General features: G+C 68.8%; 12 protein-coding genes. 7 read left to right on the plus strand and 5 right to left on the minus strand.

Annotation, left to right across the window (positions count from 1 at the left end):
* Window positions 1-20: 20 nt before the first annotated feature.
* Window positions 21-2,402 (plus strand): glycoside hydrolase family 3 N-terminal domain-containing protein, encoded by a 2,382-nt coding sequence (locus OHU89_RS47155; RefSeq protein ID WP_405652339.1) that lies wholly within the window; start codon window positions 21-23, stop codon window positions 2,400-2,402.
* Window positions 2,403-2,641: 239 nt separating this feature from the next.
* Here OHU89_RS47155 and OHU89_RS47160 read toward each other — a convergent pair whose 3' ends face one another.
* A complete protein-coding gene (locus OHU89_RS47160) occupies window positions 2,642-3,082 on the minus strand; it encodes a hypothetical protein (protein WP_405652341.1) in 441 nt (146 codons plus the stop codon).
* Window positions 3,083-3,589: 507 nt separating this feature from the next.
* On the opposite strand from OHU89_RS47160, the gene OHU89_RS47165 reads away from it, so the two are divergent.
* Together OHU89_RS47165 and OHU89_RS47170 are read left to right on the plus strand one after the other, a co-directional pair.
* Window positions 3,590-4,132, plus strand: a complete 543-nt coding sequence (locus OHU89_RS47165) for a GNAT family N-acetyltransferase (protein ID WP_405652343.1) — start codon at window positions 3,590-3,592, stop codon at window positions 4,130-4,132.
* Between the two features lie 346 nt (window positions 4,133-4,478).
* Window positions 4,479-7,928, plus strand: coding sequence for a protein kinase domain-containing protein (locus OHU89_RS47170; RefSeq protein ID WP_405652345.1), 3,450 nt, complete (start codon window positions 4,479-4,481; stop codon window positions 7,926-7,928).
* A gap of 5 nt (window positions 7,929-7,933) precedes the next feature.
* Here OHU89_RS47170 and OHU89_RS47175 read toward each other — a convergent pair whose 3' ends face one another.
* The 4 genes from OHU89_RS47175 to OHU89_RS47190 all read right to left on the minus strand — a co-directional run bounded on the left by OHU89_RS47175 (window position 7,934) and on the right by OHU89_RS47190 (window position 16,186).
* Complete coding sequence (locus OHU89_RS47175; RefSeq protein ID WP_405652347.1) at window positions 7,934-9,439, minus strand: hypothetical protein; 1,506 nt, start codon at window positions 9,437-9,439, stop codon at window positions 7,934-7,936.
* The gene (locus OHU89_RS47180; protein ID WP_405652349.1) at window positions 9,427-10,632 is read right to left on the minus strand and encodes a DUF6236 family protein; all 1,206 of its coding nucleotides are present in this window, start codon (window positions 10,630-10,632) and stop codon (window positions 9,427-9,429) included. Before OHU89_RS47180 ends, OHU89_RS47175 begins: the two co-directional genes overlap by 13 nt.
* Window positions 10,632-11,189, minus strand: coding sequence for a tetratricopeptide repeat protein (locus OHU89_RS47185; RefSeq protein WP_405652351.1), 558 nt, complete (start codon window positions 11,187-11,189; stop codon window positions 10,632-10,634). The genes OHU89_RS47180 and OHU89_RS47185 overlap by 1 nt, the downstream gene beginning before the upstream one ends.
* Before the next feature lie 1,343 nt (window positions 11,190-12,532).
* The gene (locus OHU89_RS47190; RefSeq protein ID WP_405652353.1) at window positions 12,533-16,186 is read right to left on the minus strand and encodes a LamG-like jellyroll fold domain-containing protein; all 3,654 of its coding nucleotides are present in this window, start codon (window positions 16,184-16,186) and stop codon (window positions 12,533-12,535) included.
* A 406-nt stretch (window positions 16,187-16,592) separates the two neighbouring features.
* Here OHU89_RS47190 and OHU89_RS47195 point away from each other — a divergent pair, with 406 nt between their 5' ends.
* From OHU89_RS47195 to OHU89_RS47210, 4 genes are all read left to right on the plus strand, one after another.
* Entirely contained in the window at window positions 16,593-17,615 is a 1,023-nt protein-coding gene (locus OHU89_RS47195) for a LacI family DNA-binding transcriptional regulator (RefSeq protein ID WP_405652355.1), read from the plus strand.
* A gap of 149 nt (window positions 17,616-17,764) precedes the next feature.
* Window positions 17,765-19,012 carry an extracellular solute-binding protein gene (locus OHU89_RS47200; protein WP_405652357.1) on the plus strand — a complete coding sequence of 416 codons (1,248 nt, stop codon included), beginning with the start codon at window positions 17,765-17,767 and terminating at the stop codon, window positions 19,010-19,012.
* A gap of 20 nt (window positions 19,013-19,032) precedes the next feature.
* Window positions 19,033-20,016 (plus strand): carbohydrate ABC transporter permease, encoded by a 984-nt coding sequence (locus tag OHU89_RS47205; protein ID WP_405652359.1) that lies wholly within the window; start codon window positions 19,033-19,035, stop codon window positions 20,014-20,016.
* On the plus strand, window positions 20,013-20,825 hold the full coding sequence (locus OHU89_RS47210; RefSeq protein ID WP_405652361.1) for a carbohydrate ABC transporter permease: 813 nt from the start codon (window positions 20,013-20,015) through the stop codon (window positions 20,823-20,825). The genes OHU89_RS47205 and OHU89_RS47210 overlap by 4 nt, the downstream gene beginning before the upstream one ends.
* Window positions 20,826-20,894 lie beyond the last annotated feature (69 nt).

Here is a 20,894-nt window from a genome sequence, read left to right on the forward strand (position 1 = left end):
CTGAGGGGTGTGGAAGGAAAGTGACCGCCGACGTGGCCGCAGAGCCCATCCCCGAAATCCCCCTCTGGAACGACCCCGCCCTTCCTGTCGCGGCGAGAGTCGACGCCCTGATCGGCGCGATGACGCTTCAGGAGAAGACCGCCCAGCTGTACGGAGTGTGGGTGGGCGCGTCCGATGAGGGCGGCGAAGTGGCTCCGCACCAGCACGACATGGAGGAGGCCACCGATCTCGAGGCCCTGATGCCCAGCGGACTGGGCCAGCTGACCCGTCCCTTCGGCACCGTCCCCGTCGACCCGGCGGTGGGTGCCCTCTCCCTGGCGCGCACGCAGGCCCGTATCGCCGCGGCGAACCGTTTCGGTATTCCCGCCGTCGCGCACGAGGAGTGTCTGGCCGGCTTCGCCGCCTGGGGCGCCACCGCCTACCCCGTTCCGTTGTCCTGGGGCGCGGCCTTCGACCCGGACACGGTGCGCCGCATGGCCGCCGCCATCGGTCGCGACATGCGGTCCGTCGGCGTCCACCAGGGTCTGGCGCCCGTCCTCGACGTCGTGCGCGATGCCCGTTGGGGCCGCGTGGAGGAGACCATCGGCGAGGACCCGTATCTCGTCGGCACGATCGGCACGGCGTACGTGCAGGGCATTCAGTCCGCCGGCATCGTCGCCACCCTCAAGCACTTCGTCGGCTACTCCGCCTCCCGTGCCGGACGCAACCTGGCCCCCGTCCCCATGGGAGCCCGCGAGCGTGCCGATGTCCTGCTGACCCCCTTCGAGATGGCCATCCGCGAGGGCGGCGCCCACTCCGTGATGCACGCCTACACCGACACCGACGGCGTACCCGCCGCTGCCGACGAGCAACTGCTGACCGGACTGCTCCGCGACACCTGGGGTTTCGAGGGCACCGTCGTCGCCGACTACTTCGCCATCGCCTTCCTCAAGACCCTGCACGGCGTCGCGGCTGACTGGGCCGACGCCGCCGGCACCGCACTCGCAGCGGGCGTCGACGTCGAACTGCCCACCGTCAGGACCTTCGGCCCACCCCTGGTGCAGGCCGTCACCGAGGGCCGCATACCGGAAAAGCTCATCGACCGGGCCCTGCGCCACGTCCTGCACCAGAAGGCGATGCTCGGTCTGCTCGACCCCGACTGGAGCCCCATGCCGGCCGCGCTCGACGGCGCGCATCCCGGTGACCCGGACACCCTGCGCGGCAAGGTCGACCTGGACCGGCCCGAAAACCGTCAACTGGCCCGCGAGATCGCCGAGAAGGCGGTCGTCCTGCTCACCAACGACGGGATCCTGCCGCTCACCCGGCCGCGCCGCATCGCCCTGCTCGGCCCCAACGCGGCCGAGCCCACCGCTGTACTGGGCTGCTACTCGTTCCCGCAGCACATCGGCGTCCGCCACCCCGGGACCCCGCTCGGCATCGAGCTGCCCACCCTTCGTGACACGCTCGCCGCCGAGTTCCCCGACGCCGAGATCACGTTCGCCCGCGGCACCGGAATCGACGACGGCGACCACTCCGGCATCCGCCAGGCAGTCCAGGCGGCGCGCGAGGCCGACGTCGCCCTGGTGGTGCTCGGCGACCGCGCCGGGCTCTTCGGGCAGGGCACCAGCGGCGAGGGATGCGACGCCAAGGAGCTGATCATGCCCGGTGCGCAGCAGGAACTGCTCGACACCCTGCTCGACCTGGAGACACCCGTGGTGACCGTGCTGCTCGCAGGCCGGCCGTACGCCCTCGGCCGCGCCGTGGACGAGTCCGCTGCGATCGTGCAGTCCTTCTTCCCGGGAGAGGAGGGTACGCACGCGATCGCCGGGGTGCTCAGTGGACGTGTCAATCCCTCGGGACGTCTGCCGGTCAGCGTGCCGAATGGGCCGGGCTCCCAGCCGGCCACATACCTCGGCGCCCGGCTCGCGCACGCCAGTAAGGTGTCCAACATCGACCCGACCCCGGCGTTCGCCTTCGGCCATGGCCTGTCCTACACGCGGTTCGACTGGACAAACCTGACCGCCGACGTCCAAGAGGCCCCGACAGACGGCGAGTTCACCCTCGGCTTCACCGTCCGCAACACCGGCGAACGGCCCGGAGCCGAGGTGGTCCAGCTCTATCTGCACGACCCGGTCGCCTCCGTCGTCCAGCCGGTGCAGCGCCTCGCCGGCTACACCCGGGTCGAGTTGGAGCCGGGCGAGGCCCGCCGCGTCCGTGTCACGGTCCCGGCCGACCTCGCTTCCTTCACCGGGCGCGACGGGCGGCGCGTCGTCGAAGCGGGGGAGCTGGAACTGCGGTTGGCCGCCTCCAGCGCGGATCCGCGCCTGACGGTCAGCGTCACGCTGACCGGAGCCGAGCGCCACGTGGACCACACGCGGCGCTTCCACGCCATGTTCGAACAGGAGCCGCCGGCTCGGGCTTGAGCCGGGTGTGCGCAGCGCACGTCACAGCACAGGCGCCGCTGCGGGCTGATCTGGAGGCTGCGCGGAAGCAGCGTCGCACGGTGCGGTGGGTCGAAACGGCTCGCCGTCTCCTGGGAACGCTGAAGCGAACTCCACGATGCGTTCGTATCCCTCGCATTCGGTCTGATCTGCTGGTGACGCCTCAAGAAGCTCAATCCATGATTGAGTTACAAGCTCATAGGTGACAGGGCTGAAAGGTCTCATTCCTTCTCGTCCTCAGGTTTCTTCTCGCGCCGCAATGTAACGGGATCCAGTCCGAGGCGGGCGCTGATGATTGCTCGGTTAATAGCGCGGAGATGGTTCTCGATCTCCGCGTCGCGGCGAGTCGCTTCCATGACTTCGTCAAGTCTTCTATAGGTAAACTCAAGCTGCTCCTCAAGCGATTCGGGCAGCTGAGACGGATCGGGAGTGGTGGCATCCAGATAGTGACGCCAGACGTACGGCCACATCAGGGGTGATCTGCCAGCCGGGGAGATCCCGATGTTCCATTCTCCTCGTTCACGCACGACATGCACTTCGTAGGGTTCACCCCTAAACCTAATGAGAATATTCTCAAATCCACCTACCTCTCGATCGTCCGACCGGCTGAACCCTCTATCGGAGAGCCAGCTAGAAAGGTGCTCAATCCATTCCACGTTCATGCTGTGCATCAACTCCCTTCGGGGGCGTGCGTCGCGAGGTCGCCTTCAAATTACAGGCTGCCGGTCCAGAGCTGCCGCGATGGCGATCCAGCGGGTCAGGTGGGCTGGCGCCATTCCCGGTTGTCTCCAGCCTGTGCCGCTCGCGACCTGTCCCTGCGTTCGGGCTGCCCGGCTGGGGGCGACAGCTTTACCCTGGACCATTCAGCACAGGGCTGGCTGCGGGGGCGTCTGACGCCAGCTGGTTCATCCGTCCGCGGGTGTGGATAGATCGTCTGACCCCACGAAGCGAGGAAGACGGCTTACCCCTCGAAAACGAGCAGGGCCCGCCAGGGCGGTTTCAAAGTCCTGGTGTTCATGAATCTGTGCAGGTCACGGCAGCACGACGCTGGCGTCCCGCCGGGTGGTGCAGGCCGTGAGAATCTACGCAGCGGGTCTGGCAGGGGCGAGGACCGCACGGCTCGATATAAGCGATCGCCACCCGGATCCTGATCGCGTTAGCTGTGGGGCATGCCTGAACTGCGCACCGATCGTCTCCTGCTCCGCCGGTGGCGGGAGTCCGACCTTGAGCCGTGGGCGGCGATGAACGCCGATCCCGAAGTTCGAGAACACCTGGGGGAACTGCTGACGCGGGAGCAAAGCGATGCCGCGGTGGCACTCATGCAGGCCGAGTTCGACGAGCGAGGTTTTGGGTGGTGGGCGCTGGAAGCAAGGGAGACCGGCGCGTTCATCGGCCGCGCCGGCTTGGACGAGGTGGACGAGGACTTGCCGTTCGCGGGGGTGGACATAGGGTGGCGGTTGACGCGTTCGGCGTGGGGTCACGGTTACGCCACCGAGGCCGCCTTGGTCTGCCTGGCCTTCGGCTTCGAGGCCCTCGGGCTGCCGGAGGTGGTCGCGTCGACGACCGTCAACAACCTTCGTTCCCAGGCGGTGATGCGCCGGATCGGCATGACCCGGGACCCGGCGGACGACTTCGAGGATCCGAGCGTGCCCGAAGGGCCGCTACGCCGGTGTGTGCTCTACCGGACCTCCGCAGAGATGCTCACGGCCTAGACCACGCGGCGGGACACCTTCAGTACGACGGTGTATCGGTGACCCGCCACGCACGCAACGAAGCTCCAGTTGAAGGGGTGACCTTCCCAAGTCGCCCTGCCCATCCGGAGCTTCGATGTGCCGTCAGTCTGCCAGCGTCTGTCTGATCAAGTCGCCTGGTCATCCGGCACCGCGCCGGACGCAGCCCGGCCGGCTGTGCTTCTTCCACGGTCTCGGCCGAGACGATCACATCTGTCATCAGGTGTCACTTCCTGCTCGGAGATCCGCCGTTGGCCGTACAGACCCGAATAGCCCGGTCTCTAATGAGCAGGAAGTTGCAGTCGATTCGGCGAAAGGCGTGTTGTACATGGGCGACAGGGCAATTGAGGAGGTTCTCGACGATCGCTACGAGGTCAAGGGGGTCGCGGGTGAGGGTGGGATGGGGCGGGTGCTGCGGGTTCTGCACCGGCAGTGGGGAATCGACCTGGCGGTCAAGTCGCCGAAGCCGGAGGTGTTCGCGACCGATGAGCAGCGCGAGCGGTTCATCACCGAGGCCGAGCGGTGGGTCGCGCTCGGGCTGCACCCGAACATCTGCGGGTGCCACTACGTGCGCGTGGTCGATGAAGACGTCCCTTACGTCTTCGCCGAGTACGTCGGCGGCGGCAGCCTGCACGACTGGATTGCCGACCGCCGTCTGTACGAGGGCGGCCCGGAAGTGGCCGTGGCGCGCATTGTGGACCTGGCGATCCAGATGGCCTGGGGTGTGGGCCATGCGCACGCTGCGGGCTTGGTGCATCGGGACGTCAAACCCGCCAACGTCCTGCTCGACATACAAGACGGCGACATCGTCGCCAAGGTCACCGACTTCGGTCTGGCTCGCATCCGGCCGATCGTTGCCGAGGACGGCGGGGACCTTCCACACGGCGTCAGCGTCCCGGTCTCGGCGGGCGGGCGGACACCGGAGTACGCCTCGCCAGAGCAGTTTTCGAACGGGGATGTCGGGAGCCAAACGGACGTCTTCAGCCTCGGTGTCACGGTGCTTGAGATGTTCACCGGTGGGCCGCGCTGGGGCCCGGGGCCGCTCGCGAACGACACGATCCGAGAGCGCCACGGGATCGAGTCATACGGGCCGGGCCTGCCGCCGCTGCCGCCGGATCTGGCCGATCTGCTGGAGCGCTGCCTCGCCCCGGAGCCCGGGGAGCGGCCGGGGCCGATGGCGGCAGTCGCCGAGGAGCTGACAGATATCTACCTGCGGGTCACTGGGGAGCGGTACCGGCGCCTGGAGCCGAAGGCCGCCGACCTGCGTGCCGACGAGCTCAACAACCGGGCGCTGTCCCTGCTCGACCTCGACCGCCAGGAGGAGGCCGCCGCGGAGTTCGCCGCGGCGCTGACAGCCGACCCGCAGCACGCCGACGCGACCCTGAACTCGGGGCTGTGGCGTTGGCGCGGCGGCGAGATCACCGACGAAGAACTGGTCACCGACCTCGACGCCGTCCGCACCGACACCGACGACGCCTGGCCGGCGCGGCACGCGCTCGGCCTGGTCCACCTCGAACGGGGCGACCTCGCCACGGCCCGCCCGCTTCTCGAGCGAGTCGACAGCGAGCAGCCCGGGCTGCGGGACGTGGGCGAGGCGCTGGACACACTCGGCTCCGGAACCGTGCCGTCCGCGGACTGCATCGGGATCAACGAGATCCGCTGGAACCCGACCGCCGACGGAGAACCCGACCCGATGCTCCACATCGACGTGTCCGCGGACGGGAGGACCGCCGTGACCGGCGGGGACGACGAACACGTCCGCGTGTGGGACCTGCTCACGGGCCAGTGTCTGCGCACGCTTCGCGGCCACAAGGCCAATCTCCGGTCGGTCCGGATCACTCCCGACGGCAGATACTGCGCCTCGGTCGAGTACAGCGCGGTCATGCGCATCTGGGACCTGTCCGACGGCAGGTGCCTGCGGACCATCAGGGCGGCGAGGTCCTTCGACTGGGCGGCGGTCAGCCCGTCGGAGGGCATCGCCGTCGCCACGGAACCAGTCTGGAAGGACGGTGTGCACGGCGTCGACGTCGTCGTGTGGGATCTGCGCCGGCGCCAGATCCGTTGGCGGCTGCACGGCCCGCTGGCGCAGTTTCCGAAAGCCGAGCTCAGCCCCGACGGCCGCTGGGTCCTTGTGGCCGGGTACAAGGACTGCATTGCCCGCCTGTGGGACCTCCGCACGGGGGAATGCGCGCAGATGCTGGCCGGGGAAGGCGTGAACCAGCAGGTTCTGTGCTTCGACACCGGTAACGGCGTCGCGGCGATCACCGACAACCGCGATGGCATCGGTATCTGGGATCTGCGGACAGGGATGCACGTTCGGACATTGCCGGGCTCCGCCAAGTCGCTCGCGCTCAGCGCCGACGCCGCGAAACTCCTGGTCGGCGCCCGCGACGGCGCGGTCCGGCTGTGGGACTTGGGGACCGGCAAGTGCCTGCGGACGTTCCGGGGCCACCAAGGCGAGGTGGGCCACGTCCGCTGGGGAGCAGGCGATCGGTTCGCGCTGTCCGCGTCGCTCGACAACACCGTGCGGCTGTGGCGGATGCCCGGCTCCCCGGCAGTTCCGTTCCAGGTGTGCCGGCCCCGCAAGCACGGCGTACTGAACCTGTTGGAGGAGAAGGTCAAGACACTGCTCGGGACCGCGGCGGCCCAGGAGGCGGCAGGCGACCGCGCCGCTGCGCTCGAGGCGCTCCGGGAGGCCCGCGAGGTTCCCGGGCACGAGCGCGCTCCCGATGTGATGGCCGCCTGGCATGCCCTCAGCCGGTCACTGGTCCACACCGGCATTCGTGCGATTTGGCCCGCCCGCAGTTTCGCGGCGCACCGATCGGGCGTCGATTCGCTCGACATCAGTGCGGGCGGGGATGTGATGGCCACAAGCGGCGGCGGTGAGATCCGGCTCTGGGACCCGGGCACCGGAGCGCTCATGAGGACCATCACCTACGAACGCAGCGAACGCTCCGGCCCCTTCGCCGGCATCGACAAGGTGCAGCTCAGTGCCGATGGCGGCACCGTCATGGCCTGGGGCCGCAGCGGATTGGCCAAGGCCTGGTCGACCGGCAGTGGCGCGGAACGGTACTCGATGTCCGACGACCGGCTCATCGGCACGGACGCCGTGGCCGAGTCGCTCAGGTGGATGATTCCCGTGGGCATGAGTCCCGACGCGGCCCGGTTCACCGCCGACGGGCGCTGCGCGCTCATCGGCGGCGACGGCAACGACCAGCGGTTCCGGCTCTGGGACCTGGAGACGGGTACCCTCCTGCGAAAGCTCGAGGGCCACACGGGAATGCCTCGGGCGGTGTGGCTCGGCCCGGGCGACCGGATCGCCGCCACGGGCGCGAGCGACGCGACGGTCCGTCTGTGGGACCTCGGGACCGGCCGCTGCGATGCCGTGCTGCGCGGTCACACGCATTGGGTCATGGCCGTGACGATGAGCGCCGACGGGAGCCTGGTGGCTTCCGCGGGCGGCTACGACGATCTGTCGATCCGCGTGTGGGACACCGTCACCGGCGCCTGCACCGCAGTGTTCGAAGGCCAGCGCGGTAACGCGCGGAGGATGCGTTTCACCCCGGACGGCCGCTTCCTGCTCTCGAGCCACGACGGCGAGGAGATGCGGTTGTGGGACCTGGCGACCGGCACCTGTTTGCGGACGGTGGAGGCCCAGCCCGGGCAACTGGGCCAGCTCGCTTTGACGGCCGACGGCGAATACGCGGTCTCGGCAGGAAGCGACGGGCGCGTACGCATGTGGACGCTCGACTGGGAACTGGCGGAACCACGGGCCTGACCTGCTCACAGCCCCCAGCGCTCGCGGTACCGGCGCGCGACTTCCTTCGCGTACTGGTCCGGGTACGAGTTCTGGGTGTCCGTGGTCTCCAGGACCTCGTCGTCGGCGACGAAGAAGAGCCCGCGGGCGAGCCGCATCTCGCCGGCGGTGACCGGTGCGTAGACCATCCATCCGCAGTCCACCCGGTCGGCCACGAGGTCCGCGACCCGGTAGTCGGGGTGGTCCAGGTCGTGGGCGAGCATGTAGCGTCGAACGATCGCGATCGCCTGGTGGCGGGGCAACTGCGGCAGGTCGGTGCGGTTCGCGACGCCCGCCATCACCAGCTGGTGGTAGGCGCCGTCGAGGTCGGCGCCCTCGCCGTTCCCGAAGACCTCCGCCAGCATGCCGCGCTCGGCGAATCCCCCTTCGGCGGCTGTGAGCAGGCGCCGCACGGCCGTCTCGGTGTCTCGCGCAGCGCCCCGGGTCAGGCTCGACACGATGCCGACGACCGTCTCGGGGGTCCAGACACCCGGAATCGCCGTCGCGATCTCCTCCGCTTTCGGCGATTCGCCCCGCAGCCAGCGCCCGCTCTCCCACCAGTAGCAGAAGGACATCAGACCAGCCTTGCCCCGTTCGTCGAGCAGCGGATCGGCGACCCATATCGGCGCTCCCGCGAACAGCTCGGGGTGCGGCGCGTCGCCGCGATAGGCATCGGCCAGGTGGGGGGAGTCCCAGACGCCGCCGGAGAGGACGGCGCGGTCGCCCGTGAGCAGGAACAGCGTCGAACCGCCGCGTTTTGAGCCCTCGAACCGCGCGTGGGAAGGTTGCATCCGCGGCCCTCGATCGGAACCGGCCGCGACGAACGCAGCCGACAGGACGGCCCAGCGCGCCCAGGTCTCGGTGAGGCCGGGCAGTTCGTTGGGCGAGACACCTTGTGCGGATCGTGCGCCGTGCGTGTCGGCCGGCACGGCGGCCTTCCGCGGGCTGCGCTCTTGTCTGCCGCCGTGGCTGACAAAGGCGGACAACCAGGTCGGGAGCTTCTCCGCCGACCAGTCGAAGGCTTCGAGGTCGGTCCGGTAGTCCTCGGGTGCGAACAGATGCTCGTCGGGGAACGGCTCGTCACCGTAGTCGAAGTCCACTTCGATGCTGCCATCAACGCGCAGGTCGAGCGTCATGCGCCACCAGGGCCCGCGTGGCAGCCGGGCGGTGGTCCGGCGCAGCTCGCGGGCCAGCCGGAGCGCACCGGGGCTCGGCGCGGCGTCGGTGGAGGCTCGGTCGGTCGAGTGGAGGACGCGTGAGGCCTCTGATGCGAGTGTCAGAGCGAACACCGCGGTGATTCGGCGGCAGTCGGACGGAGCTTCGGCAATGAGACACTCGACCAGGCGCAAGGTCTGCCGGTCCGCAAGGGCGATGACCGCCGGATCAGCAGCGGGCTCGGGGATGAGTACGTGGCTGGAGTCGGCGTCGAGCCCTGGGAACGCTTCGTGAAAGGCCTCCGGGAATGAGGCGCCGTCGCCGGTCATCGCGGCCATACCCTTCGCAGCTTGTCGATCAGCGTGTCGGGGCCGAGGGCCCGCTTGAGCTGGAACAGGTAGCCGACGGGCGACTCCTGGGCGATCTCGCGGCGCTTGCGCCGCCACTGGAGGGGCGCGCCGACGACGCAGCCGGCGACCACGGCGGGGACGGTCAGCGCAGGGTTGACGCCGACCGCGTTCGCCGCGACCGCGGCCAGCGGCGGGAGGGCCACGGACCTGACGTTGGCCACGGCTCGAGCGGTCTTGAGGCCGGCGCCGCGCATGCGGTCGTCCAGATCGTTGAGCCGCGTGCGGACCTCTCGGTCGACTTCGGTGTGCAGGTACTCCTGATAGAGCCCCGCGTCCCGCACGTCCTCGATGGCGCCGAGCTGCTGGACCTGGTCGGCCACGAATTCCCGGAACCCGTCCAGTTCGGTCCCGAACTCGGCGCGGATGCCGAGGATCTTCTCGATCGGGACGTTCCGCAGGTCTGCCGGGATCACGGTCGCGAACGCCAGGAACGCGAACGCCTCCTCGGGCGCCGGCCGCGCCGCGGAAGCCTCTGCTGGGGGGTCATCGAGGAGCGCCGCCGCGAGCCGCTCGAAGGTCCAGTCCGACATGGCGGCGTGCGGCAGCGTCTGGTCGGTGATCGGGTGCAGGCAGTTCTCGGTGGCTATCTGCTCGGCCAGCGCGAGCATGTAGACGCTGGCCAGCTGGGGGTGCATCGCCACCCAGATCCCGCCTCGCCCCGGACCGACGACCGCGAGCCCCTGCTCGACGGCCGAGTCGAGGAGGTCCCCGCTGATGCGGCTGACGTGGACGTACCCGAATCGCGGGTTGAGCCAGGTCGGGCTGTCCTCGGTGGGCTCCTCCCAGCCCGCCGAGAACCCGCCCGCGTTGCCGAAGCAGGCGTCAGCGACCGGCAGGCCCCAGGTCTCGATCCGATCGAGACCGAAGCGGTCCCGGAGGGCGGCGCCGTGTTCGTGGAGCAACTCCAGGAACGGCACGGCGACTTCGGCGGCGGCCCATGCGGGCGGTTCGAAGTCGAGCAGCCAGCGCGCGGCGTGGAGTTCCTGCGCGGCGGGCGAGTCCTGGAGCGGATAGCCCGGCGGCCGGATCCGGGCCATCTTTGGCCAGTACAGGGCGGCGTATTTGAGCCAGTCGTCGTCGCGGACGTGGATGTGCGGGTAGTAGAGGGCGAATCGGTCCATCAGGCATTCCCTTCGTGCCGCGCCTCGTTGAGGTGCCGGAGAGCATGGGCCGCCTGCTCGTAGTCGCCCGTCGACCGGAAGAGCCTCGCGGCTTCGGTCGCGTACGGGACCGCCCGCTGGAACTGGCGCAGATGGTCGACCAGGATGCAGGAGATGCTCAGCATCGCCAGGGCCCGGAACGCGGTCTTGCCTGTACGGAGCGCGTTCTCCGCGTTGGATTCGAAGATCTGGATCGCGCTCTCGTACGCTTTGAGCTGCCACTCGCAGATGCCCGTGAGGATGCGGCACTGCAGTTCCTGTTCGACATCCCCGAGTTCGGCGAAGATCGCCGCCGCCCGAATGTGGACACGCAGCGCGTCAGCGAAGTCCTGCCGTTCGCCGAGTCCGAATCCGAGTCGCAGCAGGGCCATCGCCGTCGCTCGGCGCTGAGCCGCCGGACCGCTCATCGCGGCGGCACGCAGCAGCGGTTCGATCGCGTCATGGAAGCGGTGTTTGTCGATCAGTGAGGTCCCCAGGTCGAGTGGTGCTTCGCCCTCGGATCGGTTCTGCGATACCACGGTCCTCCACAGTGATCGGAATCCGTCTCATGGCCCTGCCACATCTCGGAAGCACTTGGGTTCAGGGTGTCCTCCGGACAGAACTTTGCCAGAAGCCGCAATTGCTATCGAGAATCGGCGGTGATTCCGGGGCAGCATGACAACCTCACACGCCGAGGGTGTCCCAACTTCCTTGGTTTTGGGGCCATACCGCACGCCGAGGCGGAGTCCAACGCCCAGGCAACGGCAGTGCGCGGCCACTTCCGCCGGGCTGGTCATCACCTGCCGGGCCGCTTTCGACATCACCGCCGGCACGACCGCCGCGCCCGGATCCGCGACATCACCTGTCCTGGATCGATCTGGCGTGGCGGCAGCGGCAACTGCTGTGCTCCATCGCTCAGTTCGACCCGCAGTCTCGAACGTGGTGGGCACATATCGGTGGCCTGGACATTCGGGCCCCTCGATGTCCTGCGGCACCTGTACGAGGCCGCCTGGCGGTTCGGGACTGATATCCAGGTGCAAGTCATCGCCACTCCTGACACCTGGACGGGGCCCTACTGCTCTCACGTCGGCGAGCTGGAGCCTGGTGGCGGTACAGGCTGACCGCGGGCGGGTCCTAGGGCAGCTCCCCGTCTCCTGACGGGCCGCGCTGGGGCCAGCGACCGAGGCCGTGGCCACGTCAGGCTGCAACCGAAGACCGTTTGGGGCCTTGCGGAGTCGGCCGTGGGAAGCGGTGGCGCACGCTCAGTCGATGAGGGCGAGGTACAAGGGCTCACCATCGCTGGGCCATCAGTCCCGGCCGCAACGTCGTCAGGGCCGGAACCAGCGAGGACCTCGACCACCGTCTCCCGTGAGATCACGAACCGCTCACAGTCCCGTTTCGGGTCCCGCAACCGGGCAAGGATCCGGTCCGCCTCCTCCCGCAGTACCTCTACCCGCCGAGCGGCCTCTGGCTGCCACGGAACCCACGACGCCATACCTGACCAGCGGGCCACGCCACCGACGGTTCTTTCGAGAGCAGGCCGCTCCATCCGTCTGGGCGCCGGCGGGTGCGGTGACCAGGAAGTCGTGGATCTGGTCGATGGCCTCAGCCTGGTGGAGATCGGCGTGGGTGATCCCACCGACTGCAGTTGTGTCCTGAGCCACCCTGCTGTGGTCGCGGATGCCTGACCGGCCAGACATCAGGCGGTATCGCCTACCCAGCCGACGACTCCCGTGAGGAGGAGTCGAGGTGTCAAGCCAGTTGGACGGGGTGCTTGTTCACGGCACCGGGCGGCGATGTGGCTTGCTCGTCGGCGGAGCAGGGAGCGCAGGCGCCCTGTCCCGTCTTCGTGCACGTCACATCGCCGCCGGTGGCGATCACCTCAGCGCATCTCCCGTGAGTACGGCGCCACGGTGATCCGGTCGATGAGCGGCGCGTACCGGGATCGGAGCAGGACCCCGGGGAAGGTCTCCGAGGCGTAGGTCGTGCCGTCGAAGTTGGGCAGCTCCTCGGAGCGGAAGGCGATCGTGTTCTGTCCCTTCTTCAGGGTGACGGGGACGGTCAGCTCCCAGAAGTTGTCCTGGTGGAAGCTGTGCGGGAAGCCGACGCGCCGCGTCTCGCCGCCGTTGACGGTGATGTCGGCATGGCGGGCCAGCGGGTCCGGGTTGTAGTGGGTGGCCTCGGACTGCTCCGGGTTGGAGTAGCGGACGCGCAGCGCGTAGAGACCGGCCCGGTCCGCGGTGACGGTGAATGTCGCGGTGTTGCCGTTGCCCGGGTCGCCGCCGATGCCGGTGATCGCCGTGCCGTCGGTGGCCAGGGGCAGCGGGGTGAGTGCGGCCGAGCCCGCGAGTACCGCGTCCTGGGCCTCGTACGTACGGGCTTTCAGCGCGCTCTCGGTCGGTGTGACCGTCAGGCGGTCGACGAGGGTGGCCGACGAACCGCCCGTCAGCGTCACCTTGTTGACACCGCCGGAGAGGGAGACCGCGACGCTGCTCCTGCCCTTGGCCAGGCGCAGGACGTCATGTCCGTTGACGGACAGCCGTGCGCCGGTGCCGCCGAGGGTGTCGACCTCGAGGGTGGCTTCACGGTCGGCGGGGGAGTACACCCAGAACGTGGCGGTCTGGCCCTTGGCGAGCCGGGCCGCGCCCGAACCGGTGGCCGCCCGCTTCGGCAGGCTGTAGACGGGCTGTGCCCCGCCGTTCAGCCAGGCCAGTTCGCCCTCGTAGACCTGGATGCCGGCCGAAGCCCCGGGAAGGGCGAGGGTGAGGCGGTCGACGATGGCGTCACCCTTCGTCGCCCGCTTGCCGTCCAGGCTCTTCGCCGCCAGCGTCAGGGTGTGCTTGCCCTTGGTGAGCTTCACCTTGGTGTCGGTGTGGTCCCACACCACCCACTTGTAGCCGAGCGGCAGATACAGCTGCTGTTCGCTGCCGGCCTGGCCGTCCACGCGCAGGAAGACATTGGTGGGCCCCTGTTCCTTCACCTTGTCGAAGGTGTTGAGGGAGTTGGCGAAGACGCTCAGGTCGTAGGTGCCGTCCTCGGGCACATCCACCGTGAAGTCGAGCGTGACGTCCGAGCCGGTGCGCAGTCCGCCCACGTCGTAGCCGCCGGAGGTGTAGAACTTCGACACGTCGGAGGTGGAGCCCTCCGGGCCGTTCTTCGAGTAGCCGGACCCGGCGTGGGCCGCGTCCTCCGCCTCGTACGAACCCTGCCAACGCGCCGGCGGGGACTGGGTGTTCGCTGCCTTCCCGGCCGGGCTGAGGACGATCTCGTACGCCGAGGACTCCTTCAGCTTCGGCAGCGCGCCGTCACCGAAGTCGACGGTGACCGTGCCGTCGTCGGCGACCTTGAGGTTGGTCTCCGTGAGCAGCTTCGGGCCGGAGGAGTCGCCGACCTGCCCGCTCCACTCGATCTCCCGCACCCAGGCGTGCACACGGTCACCGAAGAGCTTCTTCGGGACGCCCGAGAAGGTGATGTGACCCTTGCCGGTGGAGCCGCCGAAGAGCAGCCGGGCCTGCTTCTTCTTCTGGTCGAGGGTGGCCACGCCCTGCATGGTGTAGTTCTCGCCGGGGAACGGCGGGTTCACCGCCACCGTGTGCCCGCTCATCGAGGCATACGAATTCAGCAGCCACCACTGGCCGTTGCCGCGGTTGGACTGCACCGCGGAGTCGGAGAGGTTGCCGTCGATGTTCCAGTACGCGATGTCGGCGTCCACCTTGGACTCCTCGATCGCGGAGACCCACTGGATCATCTGGCTGGGGACGGAGGTGTGGTAGTTGAAGGCGTACTCGTTGATGTTGATGGGGAGTTGGGTGCCCTCACGCGAGGTGCCCTGGAACAACTCCTTCTCCCAGACCCGGTACTTGGCGACGCTCGCACGCACCGCCTCCGGGTGGCTCAGCTCGTGCCACGTGATGACGTCCGGGAGGGTGTCCGCGGCCAGGGTGTGGGTGAGGAAGCCCTTCACCTGGTCGTAGAGGACGCTGGTGTTGGGACCGGCGATACGGGCGTCCGGCATCTTGGTCTTGATGAGCTTGTACGCGGAGTCCCAGGCGGCGAAGTAGTCGTCGGGGTCGCTCAGCCAGCTGACCTTGTTGTAGCTCCACTGGCCGGTGCCGAACATGTTGCCCTCGGGCTCGTTGAACGGCACGAAGACGATGTTGTCCTGGTACTGCTTCGGCAGCTGGAGCACCTGGTCGACCTGCTTGGCGATCTTCTCCTCATAGAGCTTGAGCTTCTCCGCAGGGGTGTCGCCCGGCCACTCGTACGGGAAGCCGCGGTGGATGTCGGTCATGTAGATGTAGACGTCGCCGTCGGTGGAGTCGGCGAGCGGCTTGACCACGTCCAGGGCGTCGGCGCCGGGGTGCTGCGGGCCGTCCTGCGCCTTGGTGGAGACCGTGCGCAGGCCCATGCCCTCGATGAGGTTGTTGGTGGGAACGTCCGGCCCGTACACGCCGTACAGGGTGCCGGAGGCGCCGCCGTGGAACGCGCCGGTGTCCGAGCCGAGGTCGACGGTGAGCTGCCCCTCGCGGACCACCGTGACGGTCGCCTTCACCGCCTGCCCGGCCGCTGTTCCCGCCACCGCGAACGTCCCGGGCCGGTCGTACTTCTCGGACGGTACGGCGTCCCAGGCGATCGGAGTGTCGCGGTCGTAGCCGTCGGAGAAGGAGGAGCGGACGGTCGCCGGGAGGGACGGGGCGGTTCCGGTCGTCGTACGGACGTCGAAGGACGTCTTCGAGAGCTCCTGGACGGTTGGCAGGTCCCGGACCGTACCGGCCACCTGCTCGGGGCTGAGGGCCGAGTGCCACACGGTGAAGTCGTCGACGGCGCCCTTGAGCAGCGGGTCCGGCCAGAAGGACTTGCCTATGTAGCCGGCGGCCGTGGCCGAACCGTCCAGCAGGTCCTTGGCCTTGATGGCGGTCGCGGCGGAGGAGACCGCCACCCCGTCGAGATAGGTGGTGAGCCGGCCGGCGGTGGTGTCGAGGGTGACGGTGACCGTGCGCCATGCGTCCGCGGGCAGGGGCGCATAGCCGCGGACCTGGGTCTCCGCGCCGCCTCCGCCGGTGGTCACGGAGGTCTGGAACAGCCCGTTGCCGTTGTAGGGCGTGCTGAAGAGGTACTTGGTGGTGTCGGTGCCCAGGTCGAAGATCCGCTGCCAGGACGACTTGTCGCCGCTCCACTTCACCCGGGCGGAGACCGTCAAGTCGCTTGCGTCGCCGATCACTTCGCGGGGCAGGCGGACGTAGGCGCCGTCGGAGGTGGGGGCCCCGCCGGGCAGGGCCAGCGCCTTGCCGCCGTCCGTGCCCGCCACGGACTGGGCCGTCGAGCCGTTCACCAGGCTCGCCGTCAGTCCGTTGCCGGAGCTGTCGGTGATCTTTCCGGAGGCGAGGTCGTCCTGGTCGAAGGTGTAGCGGGCGACGGGCTGCGGCGCCACGGCCGCGTGCGCGGGCATGGCGGGCGCGGCCAGCAGGCCCGCGCCGAGGGCCAGCGCCACGGCGGCCGACGCCCGGCGCCGGGCTGATCTGTCAGCGGATGACATGGATTGCGTCCTCAATCCTTGAGTATCGGCAATACGTCGAATCGGTTCGATTCTGGCCTCGCGGCTACGGAGTGACTCGTCTGGCCGGGAAGGGTTGGCGGTTCTGGTTCCCAGGCGGGGTGCGGAACCCGCCCGGTAGTTCGGAAGGATCAATTCATCGAACCGGTTCGGGGAAGCTAGCACCGGGGATCTCGGCCAGCAATCCCCCAACCGGAAGAAATCCGAACCTCGGGCGAGAGTAGGACGTCGTGTCAGGAGTGTTGACAGGCGTCCGGTCTGTTCCTACCTTCACTTCACGCGAACCGGTTCGACGATCGGCTCTCGCTCCAGTTCCACCTCGCATCCCGGCGGCCGGTGAGTACGCTCTCCACCGAGAAGTCGAACCGGTTCGATCAAGGAGTCGCCCGTGAACATCGGTGAGATCGCCCGGCGGGCCGGTGTCTCGCGCAGCACCGTGTCCTACGCGTTGAGCGGCAAGCGCCCGGTCTCGGACGACACCCGCCGGAAGATCCAGGGGGTCATCGACGAGCTCGGCTACCGCCCGAACGCGAGCGCCCGCGCCCTGGCCAACGGCCGGACCAACACGATCGGCCTGGTCTTCCCGCCCGCCGGAAACCACTACACCGGCATGCAGCTGGACTTCATCGGCAGCGTGGTCGAGGCCGCCGCCACCTACGACTACGACGTACTGCTGTCACCGAGCGGCATGGACAGTGACCGCTCCTTCCAGCGTCTGCTGGGGGAACGGCGGGTCGACGGCGCGATCCTGATGGAGATCAGGCTGGAGGACGACCGGGCCGACCATCTGACCGCGCTGGACTTCCCCTCGGTCGCCATCGGCCGCACCGCCCACCCGGAGAACAGCTGGTGGGTGGGCCTGGACCACACCGCTCTGGCGGCGGCGTGCGTGCATCACCTGGCGGACCTCGGCCACCGCCGGGTCGCCTTCGTCAACCGTCCCGAGCAGTTGCTGCGGGCCGGCTACGAGTCCGCGCACCGCGGCCTGGACGGCTTCACGAAGGCCGCGGCCGAACGCGGGCTGACGGCACGGACGTACTGCTGCGGGGACGACGCCGCATCTGGCCAGGCCTGCCTCGAGCGGATCCTGTACGACGACCCCGCCACCACGGCCCTGGTCACCCTGAATGAGGCCGCGCTGGGCGGCCTCTACCGGGGCCTCGCCCAGGCGGGCCGTCATGTGCCGCGCGATTTCTCCGTCACCGGGGTAGTGGCCGGCCGCTGGGCGGAGACGGTGACCCCGCAGCTCACTGCGGCGGACGTACCGGCCGAACAGATGGGCCGGCTCGCCGTCGACCTGCTCGTCGAGCGGCTCGACCACCCCGACGCGCCGCCCCGGCATCATCTTCTGAAGCCCCCGATCTCCCTCCGGGCCAGCACCGGGCCTGCCGGAGCCGCTGCGGCGTCCTGACCGCACCCACGTAACACCTCTGCCCTCACACAGATCTCCCACATCTCATCGGACGCCCGAACCACTCGACAGTGAGGTTCGCCGGGCCGTCCCGCCTCTCTTTGCCGTGCCTTCGGCACCCGCATGCCCAAAACAAAGGAAGCCCTGCAATGAACAGCTCCTCCAGACAGCGCCGTCTGACCGCCGCCGCTCTGACCGCCCTCGCCGTCGCCGTCAGCACCACCGCCTGCTCCTCCGGCTCGGGCAGTGCCGACACCGAGGGCGCCGGCAGTGGCACGTACACCGTCTGGGACCCCTACCCGCAGTTCGACAAGACGTCCGCCTGGACGAAGCTGCTGGACAAGTGCGGCACCGAGGCGGGCGTGAAGATCAAGCGGACCGGCTTCGACACCAGCGACCTGGGCAACAAGACACTGCTGGCGGCGCAGCAGGGCAATTCCCCGGACGTCCTCATCGTCGACAACCCGGTGGTCTCGACCCTGGCCGAGGCGGGCGTGCTCACTACTACCGACGACAACAAGCTGGACACTTCGAAGGTCGACCCCAACCTGCTCGCGGCCGGCCAGTCGGGCGGCAAGACCTACGGCACGCCGATCGGCGCCAACACCCTGGCGCTCTACTACAACAAGGACGTGCTGAAGGCCGCCGGCGTCGACGTCGCCTCGATCAAGGACTGGACGTCGCTGACGTCAGCGCTGGCGAAGGTCAAGACGGCGGGCAAGAAGGGCATCACGTTCTCGGCGATCGGCACGGAGGAGGGCAGCTTCCAGTTCCTGCCCTGGTTCTGGGGCTCGGGCGCCAAGCTGACCGAACTCGATTCTTCGCAGGCCGTGGCCGCGCTGTCCCTGTGGAAGGGCTGGCTGAAGGACGGTTACGCCCCGAACTCGGTCCTCAACAACACCCAGACCACCAGTTGGCAGGAGTTCGCCAGCGGCGACTACGCCTTCGCGGAGAACGGCACCTGGCAGCTCGCCAACGCCGAGAAGGCCGGCTTCGACTACGGGGTACTGCCCATCCCCGCCGCCACGGGCGGCAACGCCGCGGCCCCGACCGGCGGCGAGTTCGTCACTGTCCCGGCGCAGAAGGACACCGGCCGTTACGCCACCTCGCAGAAGCTGGTGACCTGCCTGACCAGCACCGCCAACCTCTACGACACCGACAACACGCTGTCCTACGTGGCCCCCACCGCCGAGGTCCAGGACAAGCAGGTGGCCGCGAACGCCGAGCTGAAGCCCTGGGTCGACGCCGTCAAGGCGGCCAAGGGCCGCACCAGCGACGACCTCGGCACCAAGTACCCCAAGATTTCCGAGCAGATGTGGAAGGCCGTCCAGTCCGCGCTCAGCGGCTCGAAGTCGCCCAAGGATGCGCTGTCCGCGGCTCAGTCCGCCGCCAAGTAGCCTGACCGCAAGGGTCGTTCATGAACCACACGACACAGCTGCCGGACCACCGGTCCGAGCGCGTCCGGAACGGGGCGGCCGACGCCGCCCCGCCTCCGGCCCGCAGCACGAAACGCCGCCGGCCAACCTCCACACAGTGGGCCGCCTGGGCCTTCCTCGCCCCGGTGACCCTCTACCTCGCCCTGTTCTACGCCTATCCGCTGTACCGCAACATCGACCTGAGCCTGCGCAACTACACCGTCCGCTCCTTCGTCCAGGGTGACGCGCCGTTCACGGGCCTGGCGAACTACCGCACCGTCCTGGACGACCCGACCTTCGCCCCGGCCCTGCTCCACACGGTCGTGTTCACCGCCGTGTGCCTCTTCTTCCAGTACGCCATCGGCCTGGCGCTCGCGGTCTTCTTCAACCAGAACTTCCGGCTCTCGGCCACCCTGCGGGCCCTCTTCCTCGTGCCCTGGCTGCTGCCGCTGATCGTGTCGGCCTCCACCTGGTCGTGGATGCTCAACAGCGACTCGGGCATCGTCAACGCCGTCCTGCACGCAGTCGGTGTCGACCCGGTGAACTGGCTGACCTCGCCGTCCTGGTCACTGGCCTCGGTGATCATCGCGAACATCTGGATCGGCGTCCCCTTCAACCTTGTGGTGCTCTACAGCGGCCTGCAGTCCATCCCCACGAGCCTGTACGAGGCCGCCGCCATCGACGGCGCGAACGCCTGGCAGCGCTTCTGGCGCATCACCTTCCCGCTCCTGCGACCGGTGTCCGCGATCACCCTGCTCCTCGGGCTGGTCTACACGCTCAAGGTCTTCGACATCATCTGGATCATGACCAAGGGCGGTCCGGCCGACTCCTCCACCACCTTCGCCACCTGGTCCTACCAGCTCGGCTTCGGCAACCTCCTGCCCGCCTTCGGCCCCGGCGCCGCCGTCGGCAACCTGCTGGTGGTCGCCGCCCTGGTCTTCGGCCTGGTCTACGTCAGAGTTCAGCGGAAGCAGGCCCTGTCATGAACCGAACGTGGTGGAAAACGGCCGTCGGCCTGCTGCTGACCGGGATCATGCTCTTCCCGGTCTACTGGATGATCAACGTCTCCCTCACGCGCGAGCAAGACATGCGCAAGAGCCCACCGGACCTGTTCCCCACCCACGGCACCCTGGCCGGCTACCGCACCGTCCTCGACGAGCAGTTGCCCTACCTCGGCACCAGCCTCGTCATCGGCCTGGGCACCGTCGTCCTGACCGTGGCCCTCTCCGCGCCAGCCGGCTACGCCCTGGCCAAGCTGCGCCCCCGCGGCGGCGGCATCCTCAGCTTCGTCCTGCTGGCCGCCCAGATGATCCCCGGAATCATCATGGCGATGGGCTTCTACGCCATCTACCTCCAACTCGGCCTGCTCCAGTCCGTCCCCGGCCTGATCGTCGCCGACTCCACCCTGGCCGTACCCTTCGCCGTCCTCATCTTCACCGCGTTCATGTCCGGCATCCCCGGCGAGCTGCTCCAGGCCGCGAAGACCGACGGCGCCGGCCCGCTGCGGACCTTCTGGGCAATCGTCCTGCCGCTCAGTCGCAACGCCGTCGTCACGGTGTCCCTGTTCGCGTTCCTGTGGTCCTGGTCAGACTTCGTCTTCGCCAGCACCCTCGTCAACGGCGGTGCCCAGGAACCCATCACGCTCGGCATCTACCACTACATCGGCAACAACAACCAGGAGTGGAACGCCATCATGGCCACCGCCGTGGTGGCCTCGCTGCCGGCCGCGGTGATCCTCGTCCTCGCCCAGCGCTACGTCGCCGCCGGTGTGACCGCCGGCGCCGTCAAGGACTGAGCCCCCCACCTCGTCATGCCGACCGACGCGTTCGCACGTCCGCCGGCCGTCGCCCCCTGCTCCAGAAAC

Source organism: Streptomyces sp. NBC_00019 (assembly GCF_045041015.1).
In the GTDB taxonomy this organism is placed as follows: Bacteria; Actinomycetota; Actinomycetes; order Streptomycetales; family Streptomycetaceae; genus Streptomyces.

Bases quoted from the DNA above. Each gene is read 5' to 3' on its own strand.
- OHU89_RS47160 (WP_405652341.1), bottom strand. From the start codon at position 3,082: ATGAACGTGGAATGGATTGAGCACCTTTCTAGCTGGCTCTCCGATAGA.
- OHU89_RS47165 (WP_405652343.1), top strand. From the start codon at position 3,590: ATGCCTGAACTGCGCACCGATCGTCTCCTGCTCCGCCGGTGGCGGGAG.
- OHU89_RS47170 (WP_405652345.1), top strand. From the start codon at position 4,479: ATGGGCGACAGGGCAATTGAGGAGGTTCTCGACGATCGCTACGAGGTC.
- OHU89_RS47175 (WP_405652347.1), bottom strand. From the start codon at position 9,439: ATGGCCGCGATGACCGGCGACGGCGCCTCATTCCCGGAGGCCTTTCAC.
- OHU89_RS47180 (WP_405652349.1), bottom strand. From the start codon at position 10,632: ATGGACCGATTCGCCCTCTACTACCCGCACATCCACGTCCGCGACGAC.
- OHU89_RS47190 (WP_405652353.1), bottom strand. From the start codon at position 16,186: ATGTCATCCGCTGACAGATCAGCCCGGCGCCGGGCGTCGGCCGCCGTG.
- OHU89_RS47200 (WP_405652357.1), top strand. From the start codon at position 17,765: ATGAACAGCTCCTCCAGACAGCGCCGTCTGACCGCCGCCGCTCTGACC.
- OHU89_RS47205 (WP_405652359.1), top strand. From the start codon at position 19,033: ATGAACCACACGACACAGCTGCCGGACCACCGGTCCGAGCGCGTCCGG.
- OHU89_RS47210 (WP_405652361.1), top strand. From the start codon at position 20,013: ATGAACCGAACGTGGTGGAAAACGGCCGTCGGCCTGCTGCTGACCGGG.